Origin of the sequence: Methylobacterium sp. Leaf118 (assembly GCF_920984675.1) — a bacterium.
Classification (GTDB): Bacteria; Pseudomonadota; Alphaproteobacteria; order Rhizobiales; family Beijerinckiaceae; genus Methylobacterium.
In genome coordinates this window covers 14,457-31,884 of record NZ_CAKLBV010000028.1, presented here as the reverse complement: position 1 = coordinate 31,884, position 17,428 = coordinate 14,457, and the positions used below count along the sequence as shown (strand labels likewise).

The following is a 17,428-nucleotide window of genomic DNA, read 5'->3' as shown; positions in this document are numbered from 1 at the left end:
CGGCGACAGCCCGGGATTGTCGCCCGGGACGGCCTGAAAGCCCCGGCCTCGCCCTAGATCTGTCCGTTTGTTCAGCGAACAATGTGCGCGTTCGACATCGGTTCGAGACGCCACCATGAAAGCCGTGCTGCTCTGCGGTCTTGCCGTCGCCCTGGTCTCCCACGCGGCGGAGGCGCGACCCGCCCGCCAGCACGTGCCCGGCAGCCCACACGCGGTGCTGAAGCCGCTCGAGGAAGCGGCGACCGCCTGTTTCGCCGAGACCGTGCTCTCGAATCCCCGGGCGATTCGGCTGGCCCGCGACGGCCACTGGTACGAGGCCGCGGGCGTGATCGGCTTCCTGTGCCGGCCCGAAGTGCAGCGTATGGCGGTCGCCCACGATCAGGCCTACGGCCGCGGCACCGGCGAGCGCTATTTCAAGGGCGCCTATGCCCGCCATCTCGACAAACAGCTCGCCGCCCGCCTCCAGCCGATGCTGGAGCCGACCGCGGTGGCGAGCGCCGTCCCGCCCGCCGACAAGGAGGGCGAGCCGGACGGACGCCACTGACCGCCCGCTGCGGGGCAGCGTCCCGATCGGGGGGCTGGCTTTCGTACAACGACGAGGGGGCGCCGGACCGGAGCGCGTCGTCGCGGAGCCGGTCTCCCGGACGATCCTCTACCGCTGGAGATTCGCCCGCTCGGTGGCCAGGGCCTCGGCGCGCTTGCGCTCCTCGGGCTTGAGCCCGGCGGTGCCCTGATCGAGCCCTTCGTCGGAGCGCCCCTGCGCCGCCGCGGTCAGGTTCCAGGCCGCCGCCTCGACGAGGTTCTTCGGAAGACCGCGCCCCAGCAGGTACAGCTTGGCGACCCGGTTCTGGGCGATGGCGTTGCCGCGGCGAGCCGCGTGCAGGAAGTAGCGCGCGGCTCGCGCCTCGTCCTTGACCACGCCGTCGCCGTTGAACAGGCGGATGGCGAACTCGACCTCGCCCGCGAGGTCGCCGTTATCCGCGGCGCGGCGGAACCAGGTCGCGGCCTGGGTCGTGTCCTTCGCGACGCCCCGCCCCTGGAGATAGAGCACCCCGAGGGCGTGCTGGGCGGGGGCGATCTCGGCCTCCGCCGCCCGGCGCAGGTTCGTGACGGCGGCCGTGAGGTCGTCGGGCCCGCCGTCGCCGATCTGGATCAAAGCGAGATTGTAGGCGGCACTCGCCTCGCCCCGCTGGGCCGCCTGTTCCAGCCAGGTCCGCCCGGCCTTCACGTCCTTCGGGCCCCCGCGGCCATCCATCGCCATCAGGCCGAGGGAGGCCATGGCGTGGGGCTCGTTCTGGGCGGCGGCGAGGCGGTACCATTCGCGGGCCCGTTTCGGGTCCTGCTTGACCCCGAGGCCCTGATTGTACAGCTCGCCGAGCAGCGTCATCGCGGCGGCGTCCTTCGGGTTCGCCTCGATGCGCTTGGTCGCCTCGCGGAAGGCGGTGACATAGCGCCCGCGCTGGTAGGCGCCGTAGGCCGCATCGGCGTTGGCCTGGCCGGTCGCGGGCTTCGCGCCCTCGGCGTTCGACGAGTAGGGCGAGGGCAGCTCGCGCTCCAGGCCCTTGCCTGTCGGCTTGGCCTCCTTGGGCGCGGCGGCCTCCGGGGCGGGCGGCTTCGGGGCGGCCTGCAAGCCGGCCGGCACTGTGACGGCGAAGACCGCCAGGAGCGAACCGAGGCGCAGCCGCCGCCTCGCCCTCCCCCGGTCCGCAGCCTGGCGCGAGCGGGAGGACGTGTTCGAAACCCCGAAAACCGTCATCGCACCGTGTCGAGCTGCGCCTGCGCGATCCGCACGGCCTCGGCATCGCCGAGCCAGAGGGCGCTTTCGAGGCCGACGAACTCGGCCCCGGTCGCAGCGAGCCCCGCGACCTCGCCGGCCTGAGCCGCCACCGCGATGCAGGGCGTCTCGAAGATCTCGGCCCACCACGCGGCGCGCTCGCGAACCTCGTCCGGATCGGGGGCGACCCCGTCGGGAAACAGCCCGCCGAACATCAGGTAATCCGCGCCCGCCTCACCGGCGAGCATGGCGGTGTCGCGCGAGCCGAGCACGCCGCCGGCCCCGAGGATGCGCCCGTCGCGCAGGCGCCCGCGCAGGTCGCGCAGGGCGGGCTCGTCCGGCCGGTCGAGATGCACCCCGTCCGCGCCGCCCCGGGCCGCGACGCTGACGAGGTCGCCGGCAAAGCCCGGCACGGAGACAACGACCGCCGCGCCCCACTCCTGGGCGGCCGGACAGAGCTGCTTGAGGAGGTTGACGAGGCCGCGCTCGTCGGAGGGCGCCAGCCGCAGGAGTACGGCGGCGACGTCGCCCGCGGCGCAGGCGGCCGTGAGCGCCGTCGCGGTCGCCTCGGCCTCCGGGAGGCCGAGGCCGTAGGGAGTGAGCAGGGCGAGGCGGGGTGCGGGCCCCGCCGTCTCGGTCTCGGCCATGGGAACCTCGGATCCTAACCTGTGCGGGCCGGGCCTTCGGGCGCCCGGTCATGGACCGGGCGCGGAGGGATCAGGCGTCGATGCGCGGATCGAGGGAGCCGCTGGCGTAGCGCTTGGCCATCTCGGCCACGGAGATCGGGCGAATCTTCGAGCCCTGGCCCGCGGTGTTGAACTCCTCGAAGCGCTGCTTGCACAGCTTGGTCATCGCCTCCATGGCGGGCTTGAGGTACTTGCGCGGGTCGAACTCTTCCGGCGTTTCGGTGAGGACGCGGCGGATCTGGCCGGTCATGGCCATCCGGTTGTCGGTGTCGATGTTGATCTTGCGCACGCCGTGCTTGATGCCGCGCTGGATCTCCTCGACCGGCACGCCCCAGGTCGGCTTCATCTGGCCGCCGAACTTGTTGATGATGTCCTGCAGCTCCTGCGGCACCGAGGAGGAGCCGTGCATGACGAGGTGGGTCGTCGGCAGGCGGCGGTGGATCTCCTCGATCACGTTCATGGCGAGCACGTCGCCGTCGGGCTGGCGGGTGAACTTGTAGGCGCCGTGGCTGGTGCCCATCGCCACGGCCAGCGCGTCCACCTTGGTCTCGCGCACGAACTTCACCGCCTCCTCCGGGTCGGTGAGCAACTGGTCGTGGGACAGCTCCCCTTCCGCGCCGTGGCCGTCCTCGGCCTCGCCGGTGCCGCTCTCCAGCGAGCCGAGGACGCCGAGTTCGCCCTCGACCGAGACGCCGGCCCAATGGGCCATCTTGGTGACGTTGCGGGTGATCTCGACGTTGTAGGCGTAATCGGCCGGGGTCTTGCCGTCACTTTTAAGCGATCCGTCCATCATGACGGAGGTGAAGCCGTACTGGATCGCGGTGGCGCAGGTGGCTTCGTTGTTGCCGTGGTCGAGATGCATGCACACCGGGATGTGCGGGTAGATCTCGACGAGGCCGTCGATCAGCTTCGCCAGCACCACGTCGTTGGCGTAGGCGCGGGCGCCGCGGCTCGCCTGGAGGATCACCGGCGAATCGGTGGCATCGGCCGCCGCCATGATGGCGAGCCCCTGCTCCATGTTGTTCAGGTTGAACGCGGGCACGCCGTAGCCGTACTCGGCGGCGTGATCGAGGAGCTGCCGAAGGGTGATGCGTGCCATGGGTCGATACCTCGCGCGGTTGGGCCTTCGCTGAAGGCCTTTTCAGGTCACGGAACGGGGCCGCCCTCCCCTCCCCGCGGCGGGGAGACGAGGCGGCAGCGACGTCGTCTCAGCCCTTCGCCCGCAGCGCCTCGACGCCGGGCAGTTCCTTGCCTTCCAGCCATTCGAGGAAGGCGCCGCCCGCGGTCGAGACGTAGGAGAACGTCTCGCCCACGCCCGCATGGTTGAGGGCCGCCACCGTGTCGCCGCCGCCGGCCACGCTGACGAGCTGGCCGGCCCGGGTGCGGGCCGCCGCGTGCTGGGCGACCGCGACCGTGCCGGTGTCGAAGGGGGTCAGCTCGAAGGCGCCGAGGGGCCCGTTCCAGACCAGCGTGCGCGCCGCATCGATGGCGCCGTCGATCGAGGCGATCGAGGCGGCGCCAACATCGAGGATCATCGCATCGGAGGGCACGCTGTCGACCGGCACGGTCTCGTTCTCGGCATTCGCCTTGAACTCGCGGGCGATCAGGGCGTCGGCGGGCAGGATGATGGTGCAGTTCTTCTCCTTGGCCGCCGCCAGGATGCGCTGGGCGGTCTCGGCCAGATCCTTCTCGCAGAGCGACTTGCCGACATCCTTGCCCTGCGCGTGCAGGAAGGTGTTGGCCATGCCGCCGCCGATCACCAGCATGTCGACCTTGGCGACGAGGTTCTCCAAGAGGTCGATCTTGGTGGAGACCTTGGCGCCGCCGACGATGGCGATCACGGGACGGGCCGGCGATTCCAGCCCCTTGGAGAGCGCGTCGAGCTCGGCCTGCATCAGGCGCCCGGCATAGGCCGGGAGCAGGCGGGCGAGGCCCTCGGTCGAGGCGTGGGCCCGGTGGGCGGCGGAGAAGGCCTCGTTGACGTAGAGGTCGCCGTTCGCCGCCAGGGCCTCGGCGAAGTCGGTGGAATTCTTCTCCTCGCCCGCGTGGTAGCGGGTGTTCTCGAGAAGAAGCACGTCGCCGTCCTGCAAGGCGTTCACGGCCGAGGCGGCGGCCTCGCCGACGCAATCCTCGCCGAAGGCCACCGGCTTGCCGACCTTCTCGGCGAGCGTCGCCAGGATGGGCTTGAGGGAGTCCTTCGGGTCCGGCTTGCCCTTCGGACGGCCGAAATGGGCGAGCAGGATCACCTTGCCGCCCTGGTCGGCGATCTCGCGGATCGTCGGCACCACCCGCTCGATGCGGGTCGCGTCGGTGACGCGGCCCGCTTCCATCGGCACGTTGAGGTCCACGCGCAGGAGCACGCGCTTGCCGTTCAGCGGGCCGGCATCGTCGAGGGTGCGGAAGTCCGTCATGGGCCTGTCAATTCGCGGGAGAGATCAGGGATTCGTCGTCTGGGTCTGGGTCTGGCCGCCGAGGCTCGGCGGCAGCAGCCGATCGAGATCGGCCCGCTGCACCGCGACCATCAGGGCGACGGTGAGCACCGAGGTGATCAGCGCGGTCAGCACCAGGGCGCCGGTGCCGGGCAGGCGCGCCACCCGGTCGGCCATGCCGCGCACTTCGCCGCGCAGGGAGGCGAGGTCGGCCTGGCGGGCGGATTCGTTCATGCGGGCGGAGGCGCCCTCGACCTTCTCCTCGACCCGCGACAGCAACGCCTCGGAGCGGGCGTACTTGTCCTCGATCCGCGCCGCCTTGTCCTCGATGCGGGCGAGCTGGTCGGCGACGTTGACGGGGGCGGAGGCGGCGGTCTCGGCCGGGCCGACGGGGCCCCGAGAAACGGGCGGCGGGGCGGGCGGAGCCGCGGGGGCGGGCGTCGCGGGGGCCGGGGTGACGGGGATGAAGTCGGTTCCGGTCGTCTTGGTCGGCGCGGTCTCGGTCATCGGCGGCTCACCCTGCTCGTCGGACGCTTCGGCGGGCGGGGCCGCCCGGACATCGTGCGTGATTGCGTGCCTCGCGCGGGCGGCGGTGAAGCCGCCCGCGGATCGGCTCGGGTCAGATCAGCTTGGCCATCGCGACGGCGGTGTCGGCCATGCGGTTCGAGAAGCCCCACTCGTTGTCGTACCAGGACAGGATGCGCACGAAGGTGCCGTCCATGACCTTGGTCTGGTCGAGGTGGAAGGTCGAGGAGTGGGGATCGTGGTTGAAGTCGATCGACACGTTCGGCCGGTCGGTCACGCCGAGCACGCCCTTGAGCGGGCCTTCCGCGGCGGCCTTGATCGCGTCGTTGATCTCCTGAACCGAGGTCGCGCGCTTGGCCGTGAAGACGAGGTCGACCGCCGAGACGTTCGGGGTCGGCACGCGGATCGCGGTGCCGTCGAGCCGGCCCTTCAGCTCCGGCAAAACGAGGCCCACCGCCTTGGCCGCGCCCGTCGAGGTCGGGATCATCGAGAGCGCCGCCGCCCGCCCGCGGTACAGATCCTTGTGCATCTGGTCGAGCGAGGGCTGGTCGTTGGTGTAGGAGTGGATCGTCGTCATGAAGCCGCGCTCGATCCCGACGGTCGCGTTGAGGACCTGGGCGACCGGGGCGAGGCAGTTCGTGGTGCAGGAGGCGTTCGAGACCACGAGGTGCTCGGCCGTGAGCTTGTCGTGGTTGACGCCGTAGACGACGGTGAGGTCGGCGCCGTCGGCGGGAGCCGAGACGAGGACGCGGCGGGCGCCCGCCTCGAGATGGGCCTTGGCCTTGTCCTTCGACGTGAAGATGCCGGTGCATTCCAGCGCGACGTCGACGCCGAGATTCTTGTGGGGCAGCTCGGCGGGGTTGCGCACCGCCGTGACCTTGATGCGCTTGCCGTCGACGACGAGGTACTCGCCGTCCACCGCGACCTCACCCGGGTAGCGGCCGTGCACGGAATCGTAGCGCAGCAGGTGGGCGTTGGTCTCGACGGGGCCGAGATCGTTGATCGCCACGACCTCGATGTCGCTGCGGCCGGCTTCGTGGATGGCGCGCAGCACGTTGCGGCCGATGCGCCCGAACCCGTTGATGGCAACCTTGACGGTCACGGCGTGACTCCTTCGTATTGGGGCGCGCGGGTGCGCCGATGGGGGACCGATGATGCGGTGCGAGGGCGCCCCTCGTCCGACGACAGCGGGACCGCTCCATGCGGGGCCGCGCTGAACCTGGCATGAACCGGCCGACGGCTCGCACCCGCGCAGGTCCGGACGGCGGACGGTCTGCGCGGGAAGCCGGGAAGGGGCACGGTCGAGATTCCGTTGGGCTGCGGCCGCGCGAGGGCACGGAGAACTGAGCGCGGGGGCCGGGCGCCGGCTCTCTACCATGGCGACCGGGGCTGTCAAAGATCGGGCATGGCCCGCGAACGGACTGGAATTTCGGAAGCCGTTGGCGGAAACCTCGTCCCGCTCGGGGGCGGGCACGGAGGTGGGGTCGGTCGGGTCGGTATGGCGAAAACGGTGGACAAGGACACGGCGGTCACCCTGGAAGAGGCGATGCACCGCCTCGACGCGGCCCTGGCGCTGCTCGAGACGGCGGTGGCCCGTCGGCTGGAGGCCGAGCGCAGCCGCGGCGACCGGGAGACGGAGTTCGCGCTTCTCGAAGAGGACCGCGCCCGGCTCGCCGCCGAGCTCGACGCCGCCGGTGCCCGGCTCGCCCGGATGAACGCCACCACCGGCGAAGTCGGCCGCCGCCTCGATCGCGCCATCGAGACCGTGAAGGATGTGCTGTCCGGCCCCCCCGGCCGCGAGTGAGAAGAGTCGTCGTCGGATGCCGCACGTCACCGTCACCATCGCGGGCAAGAGCTACCGGATGGCCTGCGGCGAGGGCGAGGAAGGCCACCTCACGACGCTGGCCGAGGATCTCGACCGGCGCATCACCGGCATGCGCGGGACCTTCGGCGAGATCGGCGACATGCGCCTCCAGGTCATGGCCGCGCTGACCTTGGCCGACGAGCTGCAGGAGGCCCGGCGCCGGATCGGCGAGCTGGAGCGCGAGGCCGCCCGCGAGGCCGGCGAGCAGGCCCGCCTTGCGACGGGGGTCGGCGTCGCCGCCGAGCGCATCGACCGGCTCGCCCGGGCGCTGTCGGGACATTCGGGGGGATAAGGCCGGGCGGGGATCGTTTGCGCCTGAGCCTGCCGGTCCGATCGCTCCGGCGACTTTTCCGGGGCCGGCCTCCGGGTCGCACGCTTTGCCCCTAGCGCCGGAGCCGCGCCGGCTCTACATCTGACGGGCGGGGCTGCCGAGTTCGTCAGGAGAACTTTCCCCGGGGCCTTATCGACTCCCTCGGGAGCTGTCACTGGCCTCGTCCGTGGACTTGGCCAACACGGCGCCCACCTACTCTGTAGGTTTCCCGGGATCGACACTCCAACGGCTCAGGTGGCTCCGCACTCTTCCCCCTCGCGTGCCCTCAAGGCGCAGATCCGTGCCGAGGCGCTCGCCCGCCGCGACGCCCTCTCGCCCGAGGATCGTGCCGACGGCGCGCGCCGCGCCGCCGAGACCATCGCGGCGATGCCCGATCTCGCGCGGGCGCCCCTGGTCGGCGCCTTCTGGCCGATCCGCAGCGAGATCGACCCGCGCCCGCTGATCGAGCGCCTGTTCGCCCGCGGCCAGCGGGTGGCGCTGCCGAAGGTCACGAAGCAGGGCCTCGTCTTCCGCGAATGGCGGGCGGGCGAGGAACTCGTGAAGGGCGGCTTCGGCCTGTCCGAGCCCCGCGACGACCTTCCCCCCCTCGACCCGACCGCCCTGATCGTGCCCCTGGCCGCCTTCGACCGGGCGGGCCAGCGCATCGGCTATGGCGCGGGCTATTACGATCAGGCGATCGAGCGGCTCTCGAAGAACGGCCCGGTGCTCACCGTCGGCATCGCCTTCTCGGTGCAGGAGGTCGCGGCGGTGCCCGCCGAGCCGCATGACCGACCGCTCGACCACCTGGTGACCGAACAGGGCCCCGTGCCGCTGCGGCAGGGCTGAGCGCTCCATCCTCGCGACCACGCGGCGCCCGCTTCGGGGCCGGTGTCCACTTTCGGGCCGATGCTCATGCGCATCCTCTTCCTCGGCGACATCGTCGGCCGACCCGGCCGCCAAGCGGTGACCGATCGCCTGCCCCAACTCCGCGAGCGCTGGCGGCTCGATTGCGTCGTCATCAACGGCGAGAACGCCGCCGGCGGCTTCGGCATCACGGAGTCGATCTGCGACGAGATCCTCCAGGCCGGCGCCGACGCGGTGACCCTCGGCAACCATTCCTTCGACCAGCGCGAGGCGCTCGTCTTCATCGCCCGCCAGCCGCGGCTGATCCGGCCGGCCAACTACCCGCCGGGCACGCCCGGCCGCGGCGCCACGGTGATCGAGACCCCGCGCGGCGCCCGCGTCCTCGTCGTCAACGTGATGGGCCGCATCTATCTCGATCCCCTCGACGATCCCTTCACGGCGGCCGACCGGGAACTGGAGGCCTGCCCGCTGGGGGCGGCGGCGGATGCGGTGATCGTCGACATGCATGCCGAGGCCACCAGCGAGAAACAGGCGATGGGGCATTTCCTCGATGGGCGGGCGAGTCTCGTCGTCGGCACCCACACCCACGCGCCGACCGCCGACCACCGCATCCTGCCGCACGGCACCGCCTATCTGTCGGATGCCGGCATGTGCGGCGACTACGATTCCGTCCTCGGCATGCAGAAGGAGGAGCCGGTGCGCCGCTTCCTCCAGAAGACGCCGGGCTCGCGGCTGGAAACCGCCTCCGGCCCCGGCACGCTCTGCGGCGTCGCCGTCGAGACCGACGACGCCACCGGCCTCGCAAAAAGGGTCTGGGCGGTCCGGCTCGGGCCCCATCTGGAGGAGAGCTGGCCGCGGGACTGGGAGGGATGACGGCGGCCCCGTGAGGCACGGGGCCCGGCGACCCGGCGTTCCAACCGCAAGAGGTCCGGGACGCGGCCACGGCCCGACTTGATCGCGCGGGACCGAGTCGCCAGAGTGCCGCCGCGTCACTCCCGCGCGGTGCCATCCCCCCGGCGTCGGCCTCAAACACGAGCATGGACCCGATGGCGGCCCGTCCCGCGTCTCCCGAGAACCTGCCCCTCGCCAAGCCCGGCATGACCCTGGTGCGGATGCTGGTCTTCCTGGCGCTGGTCGGGTTCCTCGCCTTCGTCCTCTACCGGCAGATCACCCCGGCCTTCCTCGCCAATCCCGGCCTCAACGGTCTGATCCTCGGCGTGCTGCTGATCGCGGTGCTGCTCGCCTTCGGGCAGGTCACCCGCCTGTTCCGCGAGACGCGCTACGTCAACGCGGTCGCCGCCGGGCAGGCGCCGAAGGAGAAGCCCCTGCTGCTGGCGCCGCTCGTGCCGGCGCTCGAGGCGCGGCGCGAGGGCGTGACGCTCTCCGGGACCAGGGCCCTGCTCGACACCATCGCGGCCCGCCTCGACGAGGGCCGGGAGATCCTGCGCTACGTCGCCGGCATCCTGATCCTGCTCGGCCTGCTCGGCACCTTCTGGGGCCTGATCGAGACGCTCTCGGCGGTGGGCGCGGTCATCGGCGGGATGCGCGGCGGGGGCGATGCCGCGGTGATGTTCGACGAGCTGAAGAGCGGGCTCGCCGTACCGCTCTCCGGCATCGGCCTGGCCTTCTCGGCCTCGCTGTTCGGCCTCGCCTCCTCCCTCGTCGTCGGCTTCCTCGACCTTCAGGCGGGCCAGGCCCATGCCCGATTCCACAACGAGCTGGAGGATTGGCTGGTCTCCGGCGAGGCCCAGGCGGTCGTGACCGCCGCCGCGCCCGCGCAGGACCCGGCCCTCGCCCGCGAGCTTCAGGCCGCGGTCGAGCGGCTCACCGGCGTCGTCTCTGAGGGCGCCGGCGGGCGGGCGGCGACGCAGGCGATGACCAACCTCGCCGAGGGGATCCAGGGCCTCGTCCAGCACATGCGGGCCGAGCAGCAGATGATCCGCGACTGGGTCGAGGCCCAGGCCGCCCGCGAGCGCGAGCTGAAGCAGGTGCTCGAGCGGCTCGCCCGCGGGAAGGCGGAGTAATGGCGTCGAGCCGCGTCCGGGCCCACCGCAGCCTCAATGTCTGGCCGGGCTACGTCGACGCCCTCGCCACCCTCCTCCTCGCCGTCGTCTTCCTCCTCACGGTCTTCGTCGTGGGGCAATTCTTCCTGTCGCAGGAGCTGACCGGCCGCGACGCGGTGCTGACCCGCCTCAACCGCCAGATCGCCGATCTCACCGATCTCCTGGCCCTGGAGCGCTCGGCGCGCCGGGCGCAGGAGGAGGCCGCCTCGGGCCTGCGCAACACGCTCACCGCCACGGAAGCCGACCGCGATCGCTTCCAGGCGCTCTCCGACGCCGCCCAGGCGAGCCAGGGCCGGAGCGCCGACACCGACGCGCAGCTCGCCGCCGAGCGGGGCGCGACGCAGCGCGCCCAGAACCAGGTCGAATTGCTCAACGAGCAGATCCGGGCCCTGCGCCGCCAGCTCGCCGCTCTGGAGGACGCGCTGTCGGCCTCCGAATCGCGCGATCGCGAGAGCCAGGCCCGCATCGCCGAACTCGGCAGCCGCCTCAACGTGGCCCTCGCGCAGCGGGTCCAGGAACTCGCCCGCTACCGCTCGGACTTCTTCGGGCGCCTGCGCCAGATCGTCGGCAGCCGCTCGGACATCCGCATCGTCGGCGACCGCTTCGTGCTGCAATCCGAGGTGCTGTTCGCCGCGGGCTCGGCGGCGCTGAAGCCCGAGGCCGGGCCGGAGATCGACCGCATCGCCGGCGCCATCGTCGACATCGCGCGGGAGATCCCCGCCGACATCCCCTGGGTGCTGCGGGTCGACGGCCATACCGACGCCCGTCCGATCCAGTCGGCGCAATTCCCCTCGAACTGGGCGCTCTCGGCGGCCCGGGCCATCGCGGTGGTGCAGTACCTGCGCGGCAAGGGCATCCCGCCGCAGCGGCTGCTGGCCGGGGCCTTCGGCGAGTTCCAGCCGCTCGAATCCGGCACCACGGAAGAGGCCTATGCCAAGAACCGGCGCATCGAGATGAAGCTCACGGAGCGCTGAGCGTCCGCGCCGTCGCGCCGTTGCCGTGACGATTTGTTGACGAGACCCTGGGGCGCCGCTATAGGACCCGCTCCGCGGCCGGTACGCCCTTCGGTGACCGGACGCTTCGTCATTGCCCATCATTCAGGCCGCGCCGACCGATACGGGACTCCCCCGCTCGGGTCGTTGCCGCCACGACCAGACGAGGATGCCCCATGGCCAACACCGTGTCGGCCAAGAAGATGACACGCAAGATCGCCAAGCGCACGGCGATCAACCGCTCGCGCCGCTCCCGCATGCGCACCTTTGTCCGCAAGGTCGAGGAGGCGATTGCCTCTGGTGACCAGGGCGAGGCCCTGTCCGCCCTCCGCGCCGCCGAGCCGGAGATCATGCGCGCGGCCCAGCATGGCATCGTTCACAAGAACAACGCCTCGCGGAAGGTCTCGCGCCTCGCCGCCCGGGTGAAGGCCATCGCGGCCTGAGCCTGGTTCCCGGCCGATCGGCCGGGCCTCATCGATGCGACGATCCGAGCCCGGCCTTGCGCCGGGCTTTTTTCGTGCGCCGAGACCGGCCGCTCCGCACGCGCTCCCGCCTTCCTGGCGCGCCCTGCTGGTTCGGCGCCCTGCCTGTTCGCTCCGCCGCCGGACGCCGTGCCGGGGCAGGCCCGGCCCCATGCCCGGCCCCATGCCCGGCCCCATGCCCGAGCCCATCCTCAGCGGCCCGCCCATGCACCGGACTCCGCGTCTTCTCCACAGGGATCGTGCCGTTATCCCGGATTCGCCCTTGCCCCGGCCGGTTCGAGCGTCGGCAAATATCGGTTAACCACGTTCGAATCGTTCTCGACTCGCTGAGTCGTAGCCGGGCGTGTAGCTTAACAGAACCTTGATGGCGGGGTCGCCCCACAAGGTGAGCACCGAGGCCGCACGAGTCTTCCCCAAGATGCCCGCACGCCTTCGACTCGCCGGGCGCCGCTTCGCGACTCCGTGCCGGCGAAGAAGTTGTCCCCGATCGTCCCGTTGTTAGGAGAACGATAGAGGATTGTTGATACACAGGCTTCTTAGACGATGACCGCAGGCCTGGCTCTTGACAGTGCCGCGGAGTTCGGCGGGTCCCGCCCGGTCGGTGGGGTCCTCTCGTGTAGTTTGCGTACGCGCCGGTCCGGTCCGTTGGGCGGGTGCGAGGGGAGTTGGTGATGCACCTCGACGGCAGCATGGCGGACGGCAATGGCGGCGACGGCAGGCACGGCACCGACGTGCCCGCCGCCTGGGCTCGGGTGAAGCGGCGCCTGCGGGCCGAACTCGGGGAAGACGTGTTCGCGAGCTGGTTCGCCCGGCTCGAGCTGGAAGAGGTCGCCGGCGGCGTCGCCCGCCTCACGGTCCCGACCCGCTTCCTCAAGAGCTGGATCGAGTCGCATTATCTCGACCGGGTCCTCACCACCTTCCGGGCCGAGGCCGACAGCGTCAGCCGGATCGAGGTCGGGGTGCGCGGCCCCTCTGCCCCCGTGCGTTCGGCGCCGGCCGCGGGCAAGTCCAACCCCACCACGGGGCCGCTGACCCGGCTCCACGCCACGGCGACGCCCGCCGCCCTCCAGGGCCCCGGCCCCGGCGTCGAGACCGAGATCGCCGCCCCGCGGGGCGACAGCGCGTCGGTCGACCTCAACGGTGCGCCCCTCGACGCGCGCCTGACCTTCGCGAGCTTCGTGGTCGGCCGCTCGAACGCCCTCGCCCATGCGGCGGCCGAGCGCATCGCCCGCAACGACGGCGAGAGCACGCTCTACAACCCGCTCTACGTCCATGCCGGCGTGGGCCTGGGCAAGACCCACCTGCTGCACGCGGCCGGCCACGCCGCCCGTGAGGCGGGACGGCGGGTGATCTACCTCACCGCCGACCGCTTCATGTACGGCTTCGTCAACGCCCTGAAGACCCAGAGCGCCCTGGCCTTCAAGGAGCGCCTGCGGGCGATCGACCTGCTCATCCTCGACGACGTACAGTTCATTCAGGGCAAGTCGATCCAGACCGAGTTCGGCCACACCTTGAACGCCCTGATCGATTCCGGCCGTCAGGTCGTGGTGGCCTCCGATCGGCCCCCGACCGAACTCGAAGCCCTCGACGAGCGGGTGCGCTCGCGCCTCGCCGGCGGGCTCGTGGTCGAGATCGGCACGCTGGACGAGGGCCTGCGCACCTCGATCCTCTCGGCCCGGCTCGCCGCCGTGCGCCAGAGCCACCCGAATTTCGAGGTCTCCCCCGCCGTCTCGTCCTACGTGGCCCGCGCCATCACGGCCAACGGCCGCGACCTCGAGGGCGCGGTCAACCGGCTCCTCGCCCATGCCACCCTCACCGGCGCGCCGGTGACCGTGGAAACCGCGGAATCGGCGATCCGCGACCTCGTGAAGAACCGCGAGCCCAAGCGGGTGAAGATCGAGGACATCCAGAAGCTCGTCGCCTCGCGCTACAACGTCTCGCGCTCGGACATCCTGTCGGAGCGGCGCACCGCCGCGGTGGTCAAGCCGCGCCAGATCGCGATGTATCTCTCGAAGGTGCTCACCCTGCGCTCCCTTCCCGAGATCGGCCGCCGCTTCGGCGGGCGCGACCACACCACGGTGCTCCATGCCGTGCGCAAGATCGAGAAGCAGATCGGCGAGGACGCGGTGCTCGGCGATGAGGTCGAGCTGCTGAAGCGGATGCTGCAGGACTGACCCTCGTCCCGGATCCGGGCGGTTCTCTCGGCGCTCATGCCGCACCGGCTCCGTCCCGCGAGCCGGTGCGGACCTCCCGGGCCGAGGCTCGGCTCGCCCTCCCTGCGTGAGGCGCGTCCCGCGGGCGCCGGCGCGTGAGGCCGCGCGGTCATCCGGGACAGCCGCCCGCGCGCCCTTGCCTTCGCCGGGGCGCTTCGCCAAGCTGTGCGGCCCCACCCTGTCCGAGGTCCAAGGGCCGGATCGCGGGCGGGCGGGCGTTGTTTCGAGAAATTACGGATTCGTCGATGAGAGTCACTGTCGAGCGCGCGGCCCTCCTCAGATCGCTCGGCCACGTGCATCGGGTGGTGGAGCGCCGCAACACCATTCCGATCCTGTCCAACGTCCTCCTGCGCACGGCCGAGGGCGGGCTTCAGCTGAAGGCGACGGATCTCGATATCGAGGTGACCGAGACAGTCGCGGCCGACGTCATCGACGCGGGTGCCACCACGGTCCCGGCCCACGTCATCTACGACATCGTCCGCAAGCTCCCCGACGGCGCCCAGGTCTCCCTCGAGACCTCCGGCGAGACCGGGCAGATGACGATCCGCTCCGGCCGCTCGCGCTTCGCGCTCGGCGCCCTCCCCGAGGGCGACTTCCCCGATCTCGCGGCGGGCGAACTGCCGCATTCGTTTGCGATTCCCGCCGCCGAACTGAAGCTCCTCATCGAGAAGACGCAGTTCGCCATCTCGACCGAGGAGACGCGCTACTATCTCAACGGCATCTATCTCCACACGATGGAGGTCGACGGCACGCTGACCCTGCGGGCGGTCGCCACCGACGGGCACCGGCTGGCTCGGGTCGAGACCGCCGCGCCCGAGGGCAGCCGCGGCATGCCGGGCATCATCGTACCCCGCAAGGCGGTGGCCGAGATCCAGAAGCTGGTGGACGACGGCGGCGACAGCGTCGCGGTCGAGATCTCGCCCGCCAAGATCCGCCTCACCTTCGCCGGCGGCGTGACCCTGATCTCCAAGCTGATCGACGGAACCTTCCCGGATTACCAGCGGGTCATCCCGACCGGCAACGACAAGCGCCTGACGGTGGAGCGTGACGCCTTCGCCCGCGCCGTCGACCGCGTCTCGACCATCTCGTCCGAGCGCGGCCGCGCCGTGAAGCTCTCCATGACCGACGGGCGCCTCGCCCTCTCGGTGACCAACCCGGATGCCGGCTCGGCGACCGAGGAACTCGATGTCGATTACGAGGCCGGCGCCCTCGATATCGGCTTCAACGCCCGCTACCTCCTCGACATCACCGCCCAGCTCCAGGGCGACACCGCGCTGTTCAAGCTCGCCGATCCCGGCTCGCCGACCCTGATCCAGGATCGCGAGGGCGCCGCCGCCCTCTACGTGCTGATGCCGATGCGGGTGTGATACCAAATCCGGTTGATCCCTTCGGGATGGCGGATTTGGGCTTCGCTCAAACGCCGCGCGGGCTTGCCTGATACGGGCTCCGCTTTGATCAAGCGGAGCCCGTATCAGGCGAACGGGTCGCTCGCCTCGTTCGGATTCGACCGGCTCGATGGGTCGGTGCGAGGGAGCTCATGTCGAAGCCAGTCGTCCTGACGCCGGAAAACGCGGCTTTCGTCGACGATCTCGTCGCGGCCGGGCGCGATGCCTCGACCGACGCGGCCGTGCTGGAGGGGATCCGCCTGGTCCGTCTGCGCGAGGCGCGGCTCGTGGAGCTGAGAACCGCCTGGGCCGAGGGCGTCGAGAGCGGCCACTACGAGCCGGTCGAGGATGTGCTCGACGCGCGCTACGGAGCGAGTGAGACGGCCGGCTCGTGAGACCCGTCGTCATCGCGCGACGGGGGCGGGCGGACCTGAGAGACATCGGCGACGTCATCGCGAACGACGATCCGAAGCGGGCGGTGACCTTCGTCGCGGAACGTCGCGTGCGTTGCCGTTCCCGTTCCGGCACCCCATTCCAGGGGCGGCCGGCGCCGGAGATCGCGGCGGACGTTCGCATCCTCGTGTTCCCCTCCTACTTGATCCTCCACCGTGTCAGCGATGAAGCCGTCCTGATCGATCGCGTCATCCACTCCGCCCGGGATCGGTCCGGCCTTCTGCCGTATGAATGAAGCACCAGCCCCGGCGACGCGCCTGATCCGCGTGATCGCCCGCGACTTCCGCAACCATAGCGATCTCGACCTCGCCACCGGACGCCGCTTCGTGGCGCTGGTCGGCGAGAACGGGGCGGGCAAGACCAACGTGCTGGAGGCGGTCTCGCTGTTCTGCCCCGGCCGGGGGCTGCGCCGGGCCGATTTCGCCACCATGGCCCGGGTCGGCGGGCCCGGCGGCTTCGCGGTCTCGGTGGTGCTGGAGAGCGGAGAGGCCGAGCATCGGCTCGGCACCGGCTACGAGCCGCCGGTCCACGAGGCCCGCGGCAGCCGCCTCTGCCGGATCGACGGGGCCCCGGCCCCCTCCCCCGTCGCCTTTTCCGAATTCCTGCGGATCGTCTGGCTCACCCCCGATCTCGACGGCCTGTTCCGCGGTCCGGCCGGCGACCGCCGCCGCTTCCTCGACCGGCTCGTGCTCGCCGTCGATGCCAGCCACGGGGCCCGGGTCTCGGCGATGGAGCGGGCCCTGCGCTCGCGCAACCGCCTCCTCGACGAGCGCCCCGATGACGGCCGCTGGCTTGACGCGGTGGAGCGGGAGGTCGCCGAACTCGGCGTCGCCGTGGCGCTCGCCCGCCGGGAGACCGCCGAGCGCCTCGACCGGCTGATCGCCGAGACCCGGGACGATGAAGCGCCCTTCCCCTGGGCGGCCGTGCGGCTGGAGGGCGACCTCGACGACCTCGTCGCGGTCTGGCCGGCGCTCGAAGCCGAGGACCGCTTCCGCCGGGCGCTCATGCAGGGGCGCCATCGCGACCGGGCGGCGGGCCGTACCCTGATCGGGCCGCAGACCACCGATCTGGTCGTCCGCCACGGTCCCAAGGACGTGCCGGCGGCCACCGCCTCGACCGGCGAGCAGAAGGCCCTGCTGATCGGCCTCGTCCTGGCCCATGCCCGGCTGGTCCGCGCCATGAGCGGGCTGTCCCCCCTCATCCTCCTCGACGAGGTGGCCGCCCATCTCGACCCGCGCCGCCGCGGCGGCCTGTTCGACGCCCTCGAAACCCTGGAGAGCCAGGTCTGGATGACGGGCGCCGACCCGGCGATGTTTTCCGAGTTGTCGGGGCGTGCCGACCTGATCAGAATCGCGGACGGTCGCATCGTCGCACCGGACATCGCCTGA

19 protein-coding genes and 1 other RNA gene are annotated in these 17,428 nt (G+C 71.4%); 14 read left to right on the top strand and 6 right to left on the bottom strand.

From position 1 onward, the window contains the following. Positions 1–115: 115 nt before the first annotated feature. On the top strand, positions 116–544 hold the full coding sequence (locus tag LW587_RS13555) for a hypothetical protein (protein WP_232630118.1): 429 nt from the start codon (positions 116–118) through the stop codon (positions 542–544). A 108-nt stretch (positions 545–652) separates the two neighbouring features. Here LW587_RS13555 and LW587_RS13550 read toward each other — a convergent pair whose 3' ends face one another. The 6 genes from LW587_RS13550 to gap all read right to left on the bottom strand — a co-directional run bounded on the left by LW587_RS13550 (position 653) and on the right by gap (position 6,516). After that, complete coding sequence (locus tag LW587_RS13550; protein ID WP_232630117.1) at positions 653–1,756, bottom strand: tetratricopeptide repeat protein; 1,104 nt, start codon at positions 1,754–1,756, stop codon at positions 653–655. Continuing rightward, a complete protein-coding gene (locus tag LW587_RS13545; protein ID WP_232630116.1) occupies positions 1,753–2,421 on the bottom strand; it encodes a thiamine phosphate synthase in 669 nt (222 codons plus the stop codon). The genes LW587_RS13550 and LW587_RS13545 overlap by 4 nt, the downstream gene beginning before the upstream one ends. A 70-nt stretch (positions 2,422–2,491) precedes the next feature. Continuing rightward, on the bottom strand, positions 2,492–3,559 hold the full coding sequence (gene fba / locus LW587_RS13540) for a class II fructose-bisphosphate aldolase (protein WP_232630115.1): 1,068 nt from the start codon (positions 3,557–3,559) through the stop codon (positions 2,492–2,494). A 109-nt stretch (positions 3,560–3,668) separates the two neighbouring features. After that, positions 3,669–4,871: a phosphoglycerate kinase gene (locus tag LW587_RS13535; RefSeq protein ID WP_232630114.1), complete on the bottom strand. Its 1,203-nt coding sequence runs from the start codon at positions 4,869–4,871 to the stop codon at positions 3,669–3,671. A 24-nt stretch (positions 4,872–4,895) separates the two neighbouring features. Next, complete coding sequence (locus LW587_RS13530; protein ID WP_232630113.1) at positions 4,896–5,396, bottom strand: hypothetical protein; 501 nt, start codon at positions 5,394–5,396, stop codon at positions 4,896–4,898. 112 nt (positions 5,397–5,508) lie between these two features. Next, positions 5,509–6,516 (bottom strand): type I glyceraldehyde-3-phosphate dehydrogenase, encoded by a 1,008-nt coding sequence (gene gap, locus LW587_RS13525; RefSeq protein WP_232630112.1) that lies wholly within the window; start codon positions 6,514–6,516, stop codon positions 5,509–5,511. A gap of 396 nt (positions 6,517–6,912) precedes the next feature. On the opposite strand from gap, the gene LW587_RS13520 reads away from it, so the two are divergent. The 13 genes from LW587_RS13520 (at position 6,913) to recF (ending at position 17,428) form a co-directional block, all read left to right on the top strand. Further along, entirely contained in the window at positions 6,913–7,218 is a 306-nt protein-coding gene (locus LW587_RS13520) for a DUF4164 domain-containing protein (RefSeq protein WP_232630111.1), read from the top strand. Between the two features lie 16 nt (positions 7,219–7,234). Then, on the top strand, positions 7,235–7,570 hold the full coding sequence (locus LW587_RS13515) for a cell division protein ZapA (RefSeq protein ID WP_232630110.1): 336 nt from the start codon (positions 7,235–7,237) through the stop codon (positions 7,568–7,570). Positions 7,571–7,697: 127 nt separating this feature from the next. Beyond that, positions 7,698–7,854, top strand: a non-coding RNA gene (ssrS, locus tag LW587_RS13510) — 6S RNA. Next, positions 7,844–8,434, top strand: a complete 591-nt coding sequence (locus tag LW587_RS13505; protein ID WP_232630109.1) for a 5-formyltetrahydrofolate cyclo-ligase — start codon at positions 7,844–7,846, stop codon at positions 8,432–8,434. The genes ssrS and LW587_RS13505 overlap by 11 nt, the downstream gene beginning before the upstream one ends. A gap of 66 nt (positions 8,435–8,500) precedes the next feature. Further along, the gene (locus LW587_RS13500) at positions 8,501–9,325 is read left to right on the top strand and encodes a TIGR00282 family metallophosphoesterase (protein WP_232630108.1); all 825 of its coding nucleotides are present in this window, start codon (positions 8,501–8,503) and stop codon (positions 9,323–9,325) included. 173 nt (positions 9,326–9,498) lie between these two features. Continuing rightward, positions 9,499–10,476: a MotA/TolQ/ExbB proton channel family protein gene (locus LW587_RS13495; protein ID WP_232630107.1), complete on the top strand. Its 978-nt coding sequence runs from the start codon at positions 9,499–9,501 to the stop codon at positions 10,474–10,476. After that, positions 10,476–11,489 (top strand): peptidoglycan -binding protein, encoded by a 1,014-nt coding sequence (locus tag LW587_RS13490; protein ID WP_232630106.1) that lies wholly within the window; start codon positions 10,476–10,478, stop codon positions 11,487–11,489. The genes LW587_RS13495 and LW587_RS13490 overlap by 1 nt, the downstream gene beginning before the upstream one ends. A gap of 194 nt (positions 11,490–11,683) precedes the next feature. Next, entirely contained in the window at positions 11,684–11,950 is a 267-nt protein-coding gene (gene rpsT / locus LW587_RS13485) for a 30S ribosomal protein S20 (RefSeq protein ID WP_232630105.1), read from the top strand. Between the two features lie 710 nt (positions 11,951–12,660). Further along, positions 12,661–14,163: a chromosomal replication initiator protein DnaA gene (gene dnaA / locus LW587_RS13480; protein ID WP_232630104.1), complete on the top strand. Its 1,503-nt coding sequence runs from the start codon at positions 12,661–12,663 to the stop codon at positions 14,161–14,163. 284 nt (positions 14,164–14,447) lie between these two features. Beyond that, complete coding sequence (dnaN, locus tag LW587_RS13475) at positions 14,448–15,569, top strand: DNA polymerase III subunit beta (protein WP_232630103.1); 1,122 nt, start codon at positions 14,448–14,450, stop codon at positions 15,567–15,569. Between the two features lie 170 nt (positions 15,570–15,739). After that, complete coding sequence (locus LW587_RS13470) at positions 15,740–15,982, top strand: ribbon-helix-helix domain-containing protein (protein WP_232630102.1); 243 nt, start codon at positions 15,740–15,742, stop codon at positions 15,980–15,982. Further along, positions 15,979–16,275: a type II toxin-antitoxin system RelE/ParE family toxin gene (locus LW587_RS13465; protein ID WP_232630101.1), complete on the top strand. Its 297-nt coding sequence runs from the start codon at positions 15,979–15,981 to the stop codon at positions 16,273–16,275. Before LW587_RS13470 ends, LW587_RS13465 begins: the two co-directional genes overlap by 4 nt. Next, a complete protein-coding gene (gene recF / locus LW587_RS13460; protein WP_232630100.1) occupies positions 16,268–17,428 on the top strand; it encodes a DNA replication/repair protein RecF in 1,161 nt (386 codons plus the stop codon). The genes LW587_RS13465 and recF overlap by 8 nt, the downstream gene beginning before the upstream one ends.

Coding starts and splice junctions, on each gene's coding strand:
- LW587_RS13530 (WP_232630113.1), bottom strand. CDS start 5,396: ATGACCGAGACCGCGCCGACCAAGACGACCGGAACCGACTTCATCCCC.
- fba (WP_232630115.1), bottom strand. CDS start 3,559: ATGGCACGCATCACCCTTCGGCAGCTCCTCGATCACGCCGCCGAGTAC.
- LW587_RS13545 (WP_232630116.1), bottom strand. CDS start 2,421: ATGGCCGAGACCGAGACGGCGGGGCCCGCACCCCGCCTCGCCCTGCTC.
- LW587_RS13555 (WP_232630118.1), top strand. CDS start 116: ATGAAAGCCGTGCTGCTCTGCGGTCTTGCCGTCGCCCTGGTCTCCCAC.
- LW587_RS13490 (WP_232630106.1), top strand. CDS start 10,476: ATGGCGTCGAGCCGCGTCCGGGCCCACCGCAGCCTCAATGTCTGGCCG.
- rpsT (WP_232630105.1), top strand. CDS start 11,684: ATGGCCAACACCGTGTCGGCCAAGAAGATGACACGCAAGATCGCCAAG.
- LW587_RS13500 (WP_232630108.1), top strand. CDS start 8,501: ATGCGCATCCTCTTCCTCGGCGACATCGTCGGCCGACCCGGCCGCCAA.
- dnaA (WP_232630104.1), top strand. CDS start 12,661: ATGCACCTCGACGGCAGCATGGCGGACGGCAATGGCGGCGACGGCAGG.
- dnaN (WP_232630103.1), top strand. CDS start 14,448: ATGAGAGTCACTGTCGAGCGCGCGGCCCTCCTCAGATCGCTCGGCCAC.
- LW587_RS13535 (WP_232630114.1), bottom strand. CDS start 4,871: ATGACGGACTTCCGCACCCTCGACGATGCCGGCCCGCTGAACGGCAAG.
- LW587_RS13470 (WP_232630102.1), top strand. CDS start 15,740: ATGTCGAAGCCAGTCGTCCTGACGCCGGAAAACGCGGCTTTCGTCGAC.
- LW587_RS13520 (WP_232630111.1), top strand. CDS start 6,913: ATGGCGAAAACGGTGGACAAGGACACGGCGGTCACCCTGGAAGAGGCG.
- recF (WP_232630100.1), top strand. CDS start 16,268: ATGAATGAAGCACCAGCCCCGGCGACGCGCCTGATCCGCGTGATCGCC.
- LW587_RS13495 (WP_232630107.1), top strand. CDS start 9,499: ATGGCGGCCCGTCCCGCGTCTCCCGAGAACCTGCCCCTCGCCAAGCCC.
- LW587_RS13550 (WP_232630117.1), bottom strand. CDS start 1,756: ATGACGGTTTTCGGGGTTTCGAACACGTCCTCCCGCTCGCGCCAGGCT.
- LW587_RS13515 (WP_232630110.1), top strand. CDS start 7,235: ATGCCGCACGTCACCGTCACCATCGCGGGCAAGAGCTACCGGATGGCC.